The organism is Stenotrophomonas sp. YJH_SMC_135, assembly GCF_059372355.1.
In genome coordinates, this window is the sequence record NZ_JCAFVN010000001.1 from 936,596 (window position 1) to 948,726 (window position 12,131).

Genomic DNA, 12,131 nt, shown 5'->3' on the forward strand with positions numbered 1-12,131 from the left:
GTCTGATTCATCCCTATGACGTGATATGAAGCGCCTGCTGCTGTTGTTGCTGGCGTGCGCCGGCCTGTGGCTGGCTGCATGCTCATCCTCGATCAACGCCTCGTCCACCTCACTCGCCGATCAGCTGATCGCGCCGGGTGGCGTGTCGACCCTGCTCGATCGTCCGCGCATCGCCGCGGCCATCGCCGAACTGCCCAACCGCCATGGCTTCGCGGCGGGCCGCGATGGCGTGCCGATCTTCTGGCGCGTATTCGATCCGGGCGACTACGGCGCGCGTTACCGCTACCTGCCGCAGCGCCACGAGAACGGCCTGCCGCTGGATACCGGCCTGAGCCTGGCCGTGCCGCAGCCGTTCCGCGCGCAGGCGCCGCGCGGCACCGTGGTGCTGCTGCATGGGTGGATGATGAACGGTGATTCGATGCTGCCATGGTCGCTGCAGCTGGCCGAATCCGGCTACCGCGTGGTCACGCTCGACCTGCGCAACCATGGCCAGTCCGGCACCGGCCCGTCCGGCTATGGCACCTATGAGTCGGATGACGTGGTCGATGTGATCGGCGAGCTGCGCGCGCGCGGCGAAGTGACCGGGCCCCTGTACCTGTTCGGTGTGTCCTATGGTGCGGCCACGGCGGTGTTCACCGCCGACAAGCTGGGTGACCAGGTCGAAGGCGTGGTGGCGATGGAATCGTTCGCCAATGCCGGCGTGGCGATCCGCACCATGATCCCGCACCTGATGGGGCTCCAGCCGGAAGGCCTGAAGGCGCAGGCGGTGGCGTCGTACGCGCGCTGGCGCTACGGCGGCCAGGACATCAACCAGGTGATCGCCGCCGCCAGCCGCCGCATCGACGTCGATCTGGACCGCGTGGACGTCGCGCGTGCGTTGGCCGATACCCGCGCCTGCGTGCTGTTGCTGCACGGGCAGGGCGACCAGCACATTCCGGTCAGCCAGGGCCGCGAACTGGCCCAGGCCAATCCGCGCGCGCACTACATCGAAATGCGCGGCGAGGACCACATCACCCTGCCGCTGCGGCTGGACCTGCTGGCGGGCGTGGTCGATGACTGGATGGCGCGCGACGAGCACCATCCGCAGAGCGCGTGCCCGGCACCGCAGCTGCCGGCCCAGGCTGAGTGGCTGGCGCGCAGCTGAGAAAAGGGGACGGAGGGGATTAAGTCGTTTCCAGGCCAGGTGTGCGGGAAACGACTTAATCCCCTCCGTCCCCTTTTTCTGTCAGGCCACGCGTCGTGCCAGTGCGCGGGCAGACGCCGCGACGCCGAGCAGCAGCGCGGCCACGCACAGGAAGGCGAAACCGAGGCTGGTGGCATGCGCCAGTGCGCCGATCGCTGCCGGACCGGCGAGGATGCCGGCGTAACCCAGTGTGGTCACCGCGGTGATGGCGATGCTCTCCGGCATCACCCGCTGCTGGCCCGCCATCGAGAACAGCGCCGGCACGATGTTGGCGCAGCCCAGCCCGACCAGTACGTAGCCGGCCAACGCCACCGGGAACGAGGGCACCAGCGTAGCCAGGGTGAAGCCCGCCGCAGCAGTGATGCCGCCGATGACCAGCGTGCGGGTCCGGCCGAGGCGCTCGACGATGCCGTCGCCGAACAGGCGCATCGCGGTCATCGCCAGGGTGAACAACGCAAAGCCGGCCCCGGCCTGGTCGCGCGGTACCTGCCGCACTTCCGCCAGGAACACCGCACTCCAGTCCAGCATTGAGCCCTCGGCAAGGAACACCACGAAGGCCAGCACGCCGATGAACAGGACCACGCCGTGCGGCAGCGCCAATAGCGGGCCTTCGTGCAGGATCCGTTGCGGACGCCAGTGCGGTGCCGACAGCACGGCAACCAGCAGCAGCGCGGCCACCGAAACCAGCGCGGCCAGCCACAGCGGCGTGCCGAGGATCAGCAGCCCGGTCATGCAGCCGGCGCCGACAAACCCACCGATGCTGTAGAAGGCGTGGAAGCCGGACATCATCGCGCGCCCGGCGTCGCGCTCGACCGCCACGGCCTGCATGTTCATCGCGCAATCCAATGCACCGACGCCGGCGCCGAACACGAACAGCGCTGCGCCCAGCGCCACGGGCGAGGGTGCCAGCACCAGCAAGGGCAGGGCGCCCAGCATCATCGCGCAGGTGATCACCATCACCCGACGGCATCCCAGCCGTCCGGTCAGCGCACCTGCCAGTGGCATCGCCAGCAGCGAGCCGAGCCCGAGGCACAGCAGCACGGCGCCGAGGCTGGCGTCGGACAGCCCGGCCTTGGCCTTGGCGTAGGGGACCATCGGTGCCCACGCGGCGGTGGCGAATCCGGGAATGAAGAAGGCGGCGCGGGTGGCGTGCTGCTGGGCACGTGGGGATGAAGGCGTCATGCTTGATGCGAAGCTCCGGGAGAGCTCCATGAAATCGTTATCAGGCCAGGTCGGCAAGTGCCACGCATGACATCAAACGACGCATACGATTGCAGTGACCCGATTGCGTCACCAGCGATTAACGCCACGCACGGACAGTGGCTGCACAGTCGGCATCCCGCCGGCCGCTGCCGGAGACCTGTACATGAGCACGACACCGACCATCCTCCTTGTCCATGGATTCTGGGGCGGGGCCGCACATTGGGCCAAGGTGATCCTGGAACTGCATCGCAACGGCCACGACCGCGTGCAGGCGGTGGAACTGCCGCTTACCTCGCTGGCCGACGACGCAGGACGCACCCGGAAAATGATCCGGCAGATCGACGGGCCGGTGCTGCTGGTCGGCCACTCCTACGGCGGCGCGGTGATCAGCCAGGCCGGTAGCGAGCCCAACGTGAAGGGCCTGGTCTACATCGCTGCCTTCGCGCCTGATGCCGGCGAGAGCCCCGGTGGCATCACCCAGCAGCACCTGCCGGAGGCAGCGCCGAACCTGGCACCCGACAGCGATGGCTACCTGTGGCTGCGTGCGGACAGGTTCCATGAGAGCTTCTGCCAGGACCTGAGCGCCGACGAGGGCCGGGTGATGGCGGTGACCCAGAAGGCGCCGTTGGCGAGCACCTTCGGTGATGCGGTCAGCGATCCGGCCTGGAAGCACAAGCCGAGCTGGTACCAGCTGTCCCGCCAGGACCGCATGATCGCGCCGGACAACCAGAAGGCCATGGCCACGCGCATCCAGCCCAAGCGATTGCTGGAGCTGGATGCCAGCCATGCCTCGCTGGCCTCGCAGCCGAAGGAAGTGACCGCGCTGATCCTGGAGGCCTGCGCCGCCATCGGCGGCTGAGCCCGCGCGGCGCGTCGCACCGCACGACAGGATTCCACCTTCGGCGAGATCACCAACCCGGCCACGCAGGCCAAGGTGGTACATCGCACCCAACCGTATTGGTTGCTGGATGCGATGGCGCGTTATGAATTCAGTGATCGCCTGTCGGCCACGCTCAACGTCAACAACCTGCTGGACAAGCGCTACTACACGATCTTCAGCTGGTACAGCACCTACACCTGGGGTGAGCCACGCAATGTGCGGCTGGCGATGACGTACAGGTTCTGACGCGGGTCCTGTAGAGCCGAGCCCGCGCTCGGCTGGCTGTCACACCGCAGCCGAGCGTGGGCTCGGCTCTACGGAAATACGCCCGCGATGCTTTGCGGCTTCGCGGGCGTTGTGGTTACAGCGGCAGGTCGAACACCAGCACTTCGGCGTCGTTGCCGTTTTCCAGGGTCAGCTGCGCTTCGTCGCTGACCTGCAGTGCATCACCGGCTTCCAGGGTGATGCCATTGACCTGCAGCTGGCCTCGGGCAACCTGCACATAGGCACCACGGCCATTGCCGAGCGCGTGGTGCAGCTTCTGGCCGCCATCGAGGATGGTGGCGAAGATGCGGGCATCCTGGTGGATGCGCAGCGAACCGTCGGCGCCGTCCGGCGAAGCGATCAGGCGCAGCTGGCCGCGCTTGGTCTCCGGGGCGAAGTGGGTCTCCTCGTAGGACGGCGTGATGTTCTCGCGGTCCGGGAAGATCCAGATCTGCAGGAAGTGCACGGTCTCGTCGGCCGAGTGGTTGAATTCGCTGTGGCTGACACCACTGCCGGCACTCATGCGCTGCACGTCGCCGTAGCGCAGCACCGAGCCGGTGCCCATCGAGTCCTTGTGCTCCAGCGCGCCGCCCAGCACATAGGAAACGATCTCCATGTTGCTGTGGCTATGGGTGCCGAAGCCCTGGCCGCCGATCACCTTGTCTTCGTTGATCACCCGCAGCGGGCCGAAGCTGACGTAGCGGGGGTCGTAGTAGTTGGCGAAGGAGAAGGTATGGCGCGAGGACAGCCAGCCATGCTCGGCCAGGCCACGGGTAGCGCTCTTGCGGATCTGCAGCATGATGGAATCTCCTTGTTCGATGGTTTCGATGGGGCGGGGTGAGGCGGTAGTTGCCGTGTTTCCCCGTTGGAGAGAAGTATCCGCTTGCGCCCGGGGTTTGAAAAACGGATAGTTTTGACGGCCATCATCGAAAAATTCGAATGCTCAAGCTCAGCCTCGATGCCCTGCAGATCCTGGATGCCATCGACCGCCGCGGCTCTTTTGCCGGCGCCGGCAAGGCGCTGCACAAGGTGCCCTCGACCATTTCCTACACTGTGGCCAAGCTGGAGGAGGACCTGGGCGTGCAGCTGTTCGACCGGGTCGGCCCGCGTGCCGAACCGACCGAGGCCGGACGCGCCCTGCTGGACGAGGGGCGGCATCTCCTGCGTGCGGCCCGCGAGCTGGAGCTGCGGGTGCGCCGGGTGGCGTCGGGCTGGGAGACCGAACTGACCCTGGCGGTGGACTCGGTGTTCCCGACCTGGCTGCTGGGCCCGGACATCGCCGCGTTTCGTGAGGCCGAGGCGCCGACCCGGCTGCGGCTGATCGGCGAGGCCCTGTCCGGCACCTGGGAGGCCCTGCTGGACCGGCGCGCCGACCTGCTGGTCGGGGCGCCGGGCGAGGGGCCCAGTGGCGGTGGTTACGTGGTCGAGCCGCTGGGCACGGTGGAGTTCGTGTTCGCGGTCGCACCGGATCATCCGTTGGCCAAGGTGGCGGGCGTGCTCGGTCGCGAGCAGCTGGTCGAGCACTGCGCGATCGCCGTTTCTGATTCGGCGCGGCGGTTGCTGCCGCGCACGGTGGGCCTGTTGATGGGGCAGGAGATGCTGACCGTGCCTGACATGGCCAGCAAACTGAAGCTGCAATGCGAAGGTGTGGGCTTCGGCTTCCTGCCCGAGCCGTGCGCGCGCGCTGCAGTGGCGCGTGGTCAGCTGGTGATCCGCGAGGTGGAGGAACACAAGCCGGAGGAAACGTTCTGGCTGGCCTGGCGCACCGGCGAGGACGGCGCGGCACTGCGGTGGTGGCGCGAGCGCCTGCGCAGGCCGGAGCTGCTGTCGCAGTGGTGGCAGGCAATGGCCAAGGGGTAGGGGTTTGGCAGGGCTGCGCCCTGCACCCGCTACGATCCAGGGCAACAGCAACAGCAACAGCAACTGCGTGCATTCCGTGAGATGGCGGGGTGGGTCCGGCTGCGGGAGACGCCGTAAACCCTTCCATGGGGGCTTGGCCGCGGCATCCATGCCGCGGACACTCCCGCAACCGGACCCACCCCGCCTTCGACAGTTTTCCGCGATCTGTCGGAACGGCGTACTGCTCTGGTAGGTGTCGACCTTGGTCGGCACGGTGGATCCACGTCATGCGTGGATGAATTCACTCGATATCTGACAGATGTGTCGACCAAGGTCGACACCTACCAACAGCCGCGTGAACCTGTCGAAGGTGGGGCGGTGTCGGAGTGCGGGGTGTCAGCCGCATGGGCCCGAGGCATGCCTCGGGCGGGTTGGGCAGGACGCCCAACCCCGGTCTTGCCGTGTGCGCAGGAAAGTGCACACGAGCAAGCGGCTGCCAAGCCTGCATGGACGTACTTGCGGCGTCCCCGCACTCCGACACCGCCCCGCCAACCCACGGAATGCGTGCTGCTGCTGTTGTCGTTGAGGTTGCCGGCCAGTGGCCGGCACTACCAAGGGTGCAGGGCGCAGCCCTGCCGAAAAACACGCATAAAAAAAACAGCAGGCCGAGGCCTGCTGTTTCGGTGTAATGGTGCGCCCGGAGAGATTCGAACTCCCGACCGCCTGGTTCGTAGCCAGGTACTCTATCCAACTGAGCTACGGGCGCCAATTACATAAACTTGTTGTGCTGACTGTGTATGGTGCGCCCGGAGAGATTCGAACTCCCGACCGCCTGGTTCGTAGCCAGGTACTCTATCCAACTGAGCTACGGGCGCGCGGTACACAATCAAATTTTACTGCATTTCCAGCGGCGTATGCTGAAAACCTGTCGAGTGGTGCGCCCGGAGAGATTCGAACTCCCGACCGCCTGGTTCGTAGCCAGGTACTCTATCCAACTGAGCTACGGGCGCCCTGCGACAGGAGCGGAATTATGCGGATGTCGGCGCGTACCGTCAACAGTTTTGTGAAAATTTTCATCCAACTGAATGAAAAAGCGGTCCGCCACAGCGTCAGGGACCTTCAACCAGGCGAAATGATCGGCACGCGTGCCCAGTTCCTGCGCCGACAGCACGCGCAGCTGCGCGTCCACATTCGGCAGCTTGGCCAGCAATGTCTGCATCGATCCGGTCGGTGCCAACCAGTCGTGTTCCATCAACACCGCCTGCGCGCTGCCATGCACGCGCGCCATCTGTGCGTCGAGGTCTTCGTCCATGCCGGCCGCGGCATAGTGGTTGTTCAGACCGACGCGCGCCCAGTCGGCGATCAGTCCGCGCGCTTCGGTGCCGCCGAAGCCGAGGCGCCGGCCATGCAGCACGCCCTGGCGCTGTGCGATCCACGGCAGGAAGCGGTAGACCAGTGGCAGCAGCCAGCCCCGCGGTGGCGGGAAGCCGCGCCAGAACGGTGAGCCGCTGGCCGCCAACCACAAGCGGTTGAAGTGCTGCGGATTGCGGCCGGCATGCACGCAGGCCAGCTGACCGCCGAGGCTGTGGCCACCGATGATCCAGGGCAGCGCGCCGGCCTCGTCATCCGCCGCGACAAGGACCGCCTGGCTGGTGGGCAGATCCTGTTCGAGTACCTCGCGATAGCCCCAGTCCTGCGTGCGCGACGGCCGCAGTGAGCTGCTGCCATTGCCGCGCCACTCGTGCAGGTACACCGCCACGCCCTTCGCCGCCAGCGCCTGCGCCAGCGGCAGGTAGTGGCGCGCGGCCACGCCCAGTGCCGGCAGCCACAGCAGGCGCGCGATGGGCTGTGCAGGCACGCAGGCAATCACTTCGTAGCGATGGCCATCAGCGCACTGCACGGCGAGGACGTCCGGTGTGAGGCTCATGCGTGTGGTGCCGCGCCGAAGTGATCGAGCACCAGCACCTCGCTGCGGCCGGGGGCATAGCCCTGCTGCAGGCCGCGTGCAACGTAGTCGATACCGGCTTCGCAGGCATTGGCCAGGCTCAAGCCGTTGCACAGTTGCGCGGCGATGGCCGAGGCCAGCGTGCAGCCGGTGCCATGTGCGTCCAGCGGCAGGCGGGCGTGGATGAATTCTTCGCTGCTGACGCCGTCGAAGTAGCGGTCGATCACGCGGTTGCCTTCCTGCAGATGGCCACCTTTGAGCAGCACCGCACCGGCGCCCAGGTCGAGCAGGGCGGAGGCCGCCCGTTCGGCGTCATCGCCGTTGCCGATCTTCCGTCCGACCAGCAGCTCTGCTTCCGGCGTGTTCGGGGTGATCAGCGTGGCCAGCGGGATCAGCCGCTCGCGCATCGCCTGCAGGGCGCTGTCTTCCAGCAGGCGCGCGCCGCTGGTGGCGACCATCACCGGGTCCAGCACCACGTGTGGCGGGCGATGGCGCTCCAATGCATCGGCGACGGCATTGATCACCTCGGCGTTGGCCAGCATGCCGAGCTTCACCGCGTGGATGTCGAAGTCGTCGAAGCAGGCGTCCAGTTGCGCGCGCAGGAAATCGATCGGCGGCACATGCACGGCGATGACGCCGCGGGTGTTCTGCGCGGTCAGTGCAGCAATCGCGGAGAGGCCGTGCACGCGATGCGCTGCAAAAGCCTTCAGGTCGGCCTGGATGCCGGCACCGCCGCCGGAGTCGGAGCCGGCGATGGTCAGGGCGGAAACGGGAGTGGTCGGGCTCATCCAGCGATTGTGCCGTGGTCACCGTAAAGGCGGTAGCGTCGCCGCTGATAGATGGGGTCAGATCCCTTTGCCGCAGGAAAAGGGATCTGACCCCTGGAGCGCCGCCCTCAATGCCGCCAACGCGCCCACTGCTGGTACAGCACATAACCCAGTCCGGTCAGGCCGGTGAGCAGGGCCGGGGCGAGCAGGGCGTCGTACTGCCAGCGCACGAACAGCCAGGCGCCGAGGATGCCGCCGGCGAGGAAGCCGCTGATGATCAGGCCGCTGAGGGTCAGTCGTCGCACCTGCAACGGCAGTCCGCGCAGCAGGTGGCCCAGGCCGATGCCGAGGTCGGTGAACATGCCGCTGAGGTGGGTGGTGCGCACCACCGCGCCGCTGAAAGTGGTGGCCATTGCATTCTGCAGGCCGCAGGCCATGGCGGCGGCCAGTGCGCCCCAGATCTGGTGCCGTTCGAACAGCGGAATGGACACCAGCAAAAGAGCCGATTCCAGCGCCAGTGCCACGCCGTAGCGTCGGCCCAGCTGCAGGGTGCTGTCCTGGATCAGCAGGCCGCTGAGCATTGCGCCCAGCGAGAACGCGATCAGCAGTCCCCACAGGTGGCCGACCGCGCGCCAGTCACCCTGGGCCAGTGCCATGCCGAGCTGGCTGGTACTGCCGGTCATGTGGCTGACCGCCTGGTGCTCGAAACCGAGGAAGCCGACCACGTTGACCATGCCGGCCACGCACGAGAGCGCGACCGCGCCGATCCAGACCCAGGTGGGCAGGCGTATTCCCATCGGCGGGGCCCCTCAGGGCCCGCCGAAGCCGCCGTTGAACTGCAGCTCGCTGAAGGTGTTGCTGGCCGGGTCGAACACCGCGCCCCAGAACTGCGCGCCGCCATCGCAGACGCGGATCGCTTCGCGGGCCGGATTGATGCCGCTGTCGTCGGGCAGGTGGAAGGCATTGATGTAGATCAGCCGTCGGCCTGCGCTTTCGATGCCGACGTACTGCCGGTCAAAGTCGAGCACCTTCGGCACCTGGGCCTCCAGCGAAGACAGATTCGCTTCCAGCTGGTCGATCTGCTGCCGGCTGGGTGCCCAGTAGCCGCTGACCCGCCCGGCCTCGCGGCCGGGGCTGGGCCGCGAGCAGGTGTCGAGCACCTGCGCGGCGATGATCGGGCGGGTGACCACCCAAGACTGGCCGGTGCGCTCGGCGGTGGGCACACTGGCCGGGCCGCGCGTAGTCGTGCAGGCGCCCAGCACGGCTGCGAGGGTGATTGCAGCCGTGGGCAGCAGCAGGCGGGTGCGGCGGTTCACAACACCTCCGAAGCGTAATCGGCCAGGCGCGAACGCTCGCCACGGCGCAGGGTGATGTGTGCACTATGCGGCCAGTTCTTGAAGCGATCCACCGCGTAGGTCAGGCCCGAGGTGGTCTCGGTCAGGTACGGGGTGTCGATCTGCTCGACGTTGCCCAGGCAGACGATCTTGGTGCCGGGGCCGGCGCGGGTGATCAGCGTCTTCATCTGCTTCGGGGTGAGGTTCTGCGCCTCGTCCAGGATCAGGTAGCGCGACAGGAAGGTGCGGCCGCGCATGAAGTTCATCGAGCGGATCTTGATGCGGCTGGCCAGCAGGTCGTTGGTCGCCTGGCGTCCCCACGTGCCGCCTTCCTGGTTGTGCGTGAGCACTTCCAGGTTGTCGGTCAGCGCGCCCATCCACGGCGTCATCTTCTCTTCTTCGGTGCCGGGCAGGAAACCGATGTCCTCGCCGACGCTGACCGTGGCGCGGGTCATGATGATCTCGCGGTAGCGCTGCTGGTCCATCGTCTGCGCCAGGCCGGCGGCCAGCGCCAGCAGGGTCTTGCCGGTGCCGGCGGTACCCAGCAGCGTGACGAAGTCGATCTCTGGATCCATCAGTGCGTTGAGGGCGAAGTTCTGCTCGCGGTTGCGTGCGCTGATGCCCCACACGGCGTGGCTGCCGTGGCGGAAATCATCGACCAGCGACAGCACCACCTTGCCGTCACCGACCACGCGGCTGACGCGCAGCTCGACTTCATCTTCGCCGGGCAGGTAGACGTACTGGTTCGGGTACCACTCCTCGCCGTCCTGCGCCTGGATTTCGTAATGGGTACGGCCCTTGTCGCTCCAGCTGCGCAGGTCGTCGCCGTGGCGCTTCCAGAAGTCTTCCGGCAGCTCGGTAGCGCCGGTGTAGAGCAGGCTGAAATCGTCCAGCGCGCGGTCGTTCTCGTAGTCCTCGGACACGATGCCGGCGATGGCGGCCTTGATCCGCAGGTTGATGTCCTTGGAGACGAACACCACCGGCAGGTCGGGGGTTTCTTCCTTCAGGGCCAGGATCGCGCCGAGGATGGCGTTGTCCGGGATCACCTTGCCGAAGCTCTTGCCAGCGTCGAAATGGCTGGTCTGGAAGCGCAGCTTGCCGGCGCTCTGCTTGCCGCGCAGCTGCAGCCCATTCGGGCGCTGCAGCGGAATGCCGTCGGCCAGGTTGTCCAGGCCGGATTCCTGCACCAGCTCGTTGAGGAAGCGGCTCACCTGGCGGGCGTTGCGGCTCGCTTCGGAGGTGCCCTTCTTGCCGTTGTCCAGCTCCTCGATCACCTGCATGGGCAGGTAGATGTCGTGCTCCTCGAATTTGAACAGCGCGGTCGGATCGTGCATCAGCACGTTGGTATCCAGCACGTAGATGCGCTTGCCTCGGGTCATCGTCGATTCCTGGTTACGGACAGGGAAAAACCACCACGGCCTGCTGCGGGGCAGGGTGATGGCAGACACAGTAGGCAGTGGGACTCACTTGGACTGGGAGGCCTTCAGTTCGGCGAGAACGGCATCGGCATGGCCGGCAACCTTGACCTTGCGCCAGGACTGCACGATGCGGCTGTCGGGGGAAATCAGGAAGGTGCTGCGTTCGATGCCACGTACTTGCTTGCCGTACATGTTCTTCATCTTGATCACGTCGAAGGCGCTGCACAGCGCTTCGTCGCCATCGCTGACCAGGGGGAAGCCGAAGCCCTGCCTGGCACAGAAATTGTCGTGCGACTTCACCGAATCGCGCGAGACGCCCAGCACGACCGCGCCGGCCTTCTTGAACTTCGGCAGCAGCGCGTTGAAGTCGATGCCTTCGGTGGTGCAGCCGGGAGTGCTGTCCTTGGGGTAGAAGTACAGCACCAGCCACTGGCCGGCATAGTCGCCGAGGGTGGCCTGGTCGCCACCGGACAGCGCCAGCGGCAGGGAGAGGGTGGTGCTGTCCAGGGTATCGCCGTTGTTCATGAGGTCCTTCTGTCGAGCCTGGGTTCTTTCCAAGACAATTGCATGAAACGCCACGCGCCCGTGAGAGGCGCGCGAAAAATCAGGAATTCATTCAGAACTTCATCGGGTCCATGATCGCGTCCAGGTTCAGGTGGTCGCAGAATTCAAGGAAATCGTCGCGCAGCGCGGCGATGTGCATGTTGGCCGGCACGCCGATGGTGACCTGTGCACTGAACATTTCCGCACCGGTCTGCATGGCGCGGTAGCGCGTGCTCTGCAGGTTCTCGATGGTGATGCCCTGGCGGTCGAAGAAGTCGGCCAGCTGGAACAGGATGCCCGGCTTGTCGGCGGCGATCACTTCGACGATGTACGGCAGCAGGTTGGACTGCGCCTGCTTGGCGGCGGTGCGGTACCAGACCAGCTTCAGGCCCTCCTCGCGCTCCAGCCGGGTCAGCATCGCCTCGAGCTTGGCCACCGAGTCCCAGGAGCCGGTGGCCAGGGCGGTGACCGAGACATCGCGGCCGACCGTGGCCAGGCGTGCGTCCACCAGGTTGCAGCCGCTGTCGGCGATGCGGCGGGTGACGGACAGCAGGGGGGACTCCGGATGCGTCGTATAGGCGTTGATCAGGAGGTGGTTTTCGCTCGGCGCGGGGCGCGGGGTGGTGTCGGTCAAGGCGATTCCGGGTAATGCATGCGTGAGTCTGAATGCCCGCCAGAGGCGGGGATCCACCGGTGTCCAGCATACTTGCCCGTGCTTTCGCGCCGCAAGTAACATTCAGGCCGCCCCCAGCCTT

12 protein-coding genes, 3 tRNA genes and 1 pseudogene are annotated in these 12,131 nt (G+C 66.5%); 4 read left to right on the top strand and 12 right to left on the bottom strand.

The genetic code is table 11. The features are described from left to right. The first annotated feature begins 25 nt into the window (after nt 1–25). Entirely contained in the window at nt 26–1,144 is a 1,119-nt protein-coding gene (locus tag AC5P98_RS04785; protein WP_014646733.1) for an alpha/beta fold hydrolase, read from the top strand. Nucleotides 1,145–1,225: 81 nt separating this feature from the next. Here the strand turns inward: AC5P98_RS04785 and AC5P98_RS04790 are convergent, their stop codons facing one another. Beyond that, on the bottom strand, nt 1,226–2,365 hold the full coding sequence (locus tag AC5P98_RS04790; RefSeq protein WP_049407095.1) for an MFS transporter: 1,140 nt from the start codon (nt 2,363–2,365) through the stop codon (nt 1,226–1,228). A 184-nt stretch (nt 2,366–2,549) separates the two neighbouring features. Between AC5P98_RS04790 and AC5P98_RS04795 the strand changes: the two genes are divergently transcribed. Beyond that, on the top strand, nt 2,550–3,245 hold the full coding sequence (locus AC5P98_RS04795) for an alpha/beta hydrolase (RefSeq protein ID WP_014646735.1): 696 nt from the start codon (nt 2,550–2,552) through the stop codon (nt 3,243–3,245). A 24-nt stretch (nt 3,246–3,269) separates the two neighbouring features. Further along, nucleotides 3,270–3,512, top strand: a pseudogene (locus tag AC5P98_RS04800) (TonB-dependent receptor domain-containing protein); the annotation flags it as partial. A 115-nt stretch (nt 3,513–3,627) separates the two neighbouring features. Here the strand turns inward: AC5P98_RS04800 and AC5P98_RS04805 are convergent. After that, on the bottom strand, nt 3,628–4,329 hold the full coding sequence (locus AC5P98_RS04805) for a pirin family protein (protein WP_014646736.1): 702 nt from the start codon (nt 4,327–4,329) through the stop codon (nt 3,628–3,630). A gap of 140 nt (nt 4,330–4,469) precedes the next feature. Between AC5P98_RS04805 and AC5P98_RS04810 the strand changes: the two genes are divergently transcribed. Further along, a complete protein-coding gene (locus AC5P98_RS04810; RefSeq protein WP_049407098.1) occupies nt 4,470–5,390 on the top strand; it encodes a LysR family transcriptional regulator in 921 nt (306 codons plus the stop codon). Nucleotides 5,391–6,058: 668 nt separating this feature from the next. On the opposite strand, the gene AC5P98_RS04815 is transcribed toward AC5P98_RS04810, so the two are convergent. The 10 genes from AC5P98_RS04815 to AC5P98_RS04860 all read right to left on the bottom strand — a co-directional run bounded on the left by AC5P98_RS04815 (nt 6,059) and on the right by AC5P98_RS04860 (nt 12,010). Further along, nucleotides 6,059–6,135: transfer RNA gene (locus AC5P98_RS04815), tRNA-Arg, on the bottom strand. A gap of 32 nt (nt 6,136–6,167) precedes the next feature. Continuing rightward, nucleotides 6,168–6,244: transfer RNA gene (locus AC5P98_RS04820), tRNA-Arg, on the bottom strand. 58 nt (nt 6,245–6,302) lie between these two features. After that, a tRNA-Arg gene (locus tag AC5P98_RS04825) sits at nt 6,303–6,379 on the bottom strand. After that, nucleotides 6,370–7,296, bottom strand: coding sequence for an alpha/beta hydrolase family protein (locus AC5P98_RS04830; RefSeq protein ID WP_049406122.1), 927 nt, complete (start codon nt 7,294–7,296; stop codon nt 6,370–6,372). Before AC5P98_RS04830 ends, AC5P98_RS04825 begins: the two co-directional genes overlap by 10 nt. Next, nucleotides 7,293–8,102 (bottom strand): bifunctional hydroxymethylpyrimidine kinase/phosphomethylpyrimidine kinase, encoded by an 810-nt coding sequence (thiD, locus tag AC5P98_RS04835; RefSeq protein WP_046429932.1) that lies wholly within the window; start codon nt 8,100–8,102, stop codon nt 7,293–7,295. Before thiD ends, AC5P98_RS04830 begins: the two co-directional genes overlap by 4 nt. A gap of 107 nt (nt 8,103–8,209) precedes the next feature. Further along, entirely contained in the window at nt 8,210–8,878 is a 669-nt protein-coding gene (locus AC5P98_RS04840; protein ID WP_049406125.1) for a YoaK family protein, read from the bottom strand. A gap of 12 nt (nt 8,879–8,890) precedes the next feature. Then, nucleotides 8,891–9,397, bottom strand: a complete 507-nt coding sequence (locus AC5P98_RS04845; RefSeq protein ID WP_014646741.1) for a hypothetical protein — start codon at nt 9,395–9,397, stop codon at nt 8,891–8,893. Then, nucleotides 9,394–10,794, bottom strand: a complete 1,401-nt coding sequence (locus AC5P98_RS04850; RefSeq protein WP_049406129.1) for a PhoH family protein — start codon at nt 10,792–10,794, stop codon at nt 9,394–9,396. Before AC5P98_RS04850 ends, AC5P98_RS04845 begins: the two co-directional genes overlap by 4 nt. Before the next feature lie 84 nt (nt 10,795–10,878). Then, nucleotides 10,879–11,358 (bottom strand): peroxiredoxin, encoded by a 480-nt coding sequence (locus AC5P98_RS04855; RefSeq protein WP_014646743.1) that lies wholly within the window; start codon nt 11,356–11,358, stop codon nt 10,879–10,881. Between the two features lie 91 nt (nt 11,359–11,449). Continuing rightward, nucleotides 11,450–12,010 (bottom strand): glycine cleavage system transcriptional repressor, encoded by a 561-nt coding sequence (locus AC5P98_RS04860; RefSeq protein WP_005409051.1) that lies wholly within the window; start codon nt 12,008–12,010, stop codon nt 11,450–11,452. Between the last annotated feature and the right edge of the window lie 121 nt (nt 12,011–12,131).

Excerpts from the sequence above, each read along its gene's own strand:
- AC5P98_RS04790 (WP_049407095.1), bottom strand. The coding sequence starts at position 2,365 with ATGACGCCTTCATCCCCACGTGCCCAGCAGCACGCCACCCGCGCCGCC.
- AC5P98_RS04855 (WP_014646743.1), bottom strand. The coding sequence starts at position 11,358 with ATGAACAACGGCGATACCCTGGACAGCACCACCCTCTCCCTGCCGCTG.
- AC5P98_RS04795 (WP_014646735.1), top strand. The coding sequence starts at position 2,550 with ATGAGCACGACACCGACCATCCTCCTTGTCCATGGATTCTGGGGCGGG.
- thiD (WP_046429932.1), bottom strand. The coding sequence starts at position 8,102 with ATGAGCCCGACCACTCCCGTTTCCGCCCTGACCATCGCCGGCTCCGAC.
- AC5P98_RS04785 (WP_014646733.1), top strand. The coding sequence starts at position 26 with ATGAAGCGCCTGCTGCTGTTGTTGCTGGCGTGCGCCGGCCTGTGGCTG.
- AC5P98_RS04830 (WP_049406122.1), bottom strand. The coding sequence starts at position 7,296 with ATGAGCCTCACACCGGACGTCCTCGCCGTGCAGTGCGCTGATGGCCAT.
- AC5P98_RS04840 (WP_049406125.1), bottom strand. The coding sequence starts at position 8,878 with ATGGGAATACGCCTGCCCACCTGGGTCTGGATCGGCGCGGTCGCGCTC.
- AC5P98_RS04805 (WP_014646736.1), bottom strand. The coding sequence starts at position 4,329 with ATGCTGCAGATCCGCAAGAGCGCTACCCGTGGCCTGGCCGAGCATGGC.
- AC5P98_RS04810 (WP_049407098.1), top strand. The coding sequence starts at position 4,470 with ATGCTCAAGCTCAGCCTCGATGCCCTGCAGATCCTGGATGCCATCGAC.
- AC5P98_RS04850 (WP_049406129.1), bottom strand. The coding sequence starts at position 10,794 with ATGACCCGAGGCAAGCGCATCTACGTGCTGGATACCAACGTGCTGATG.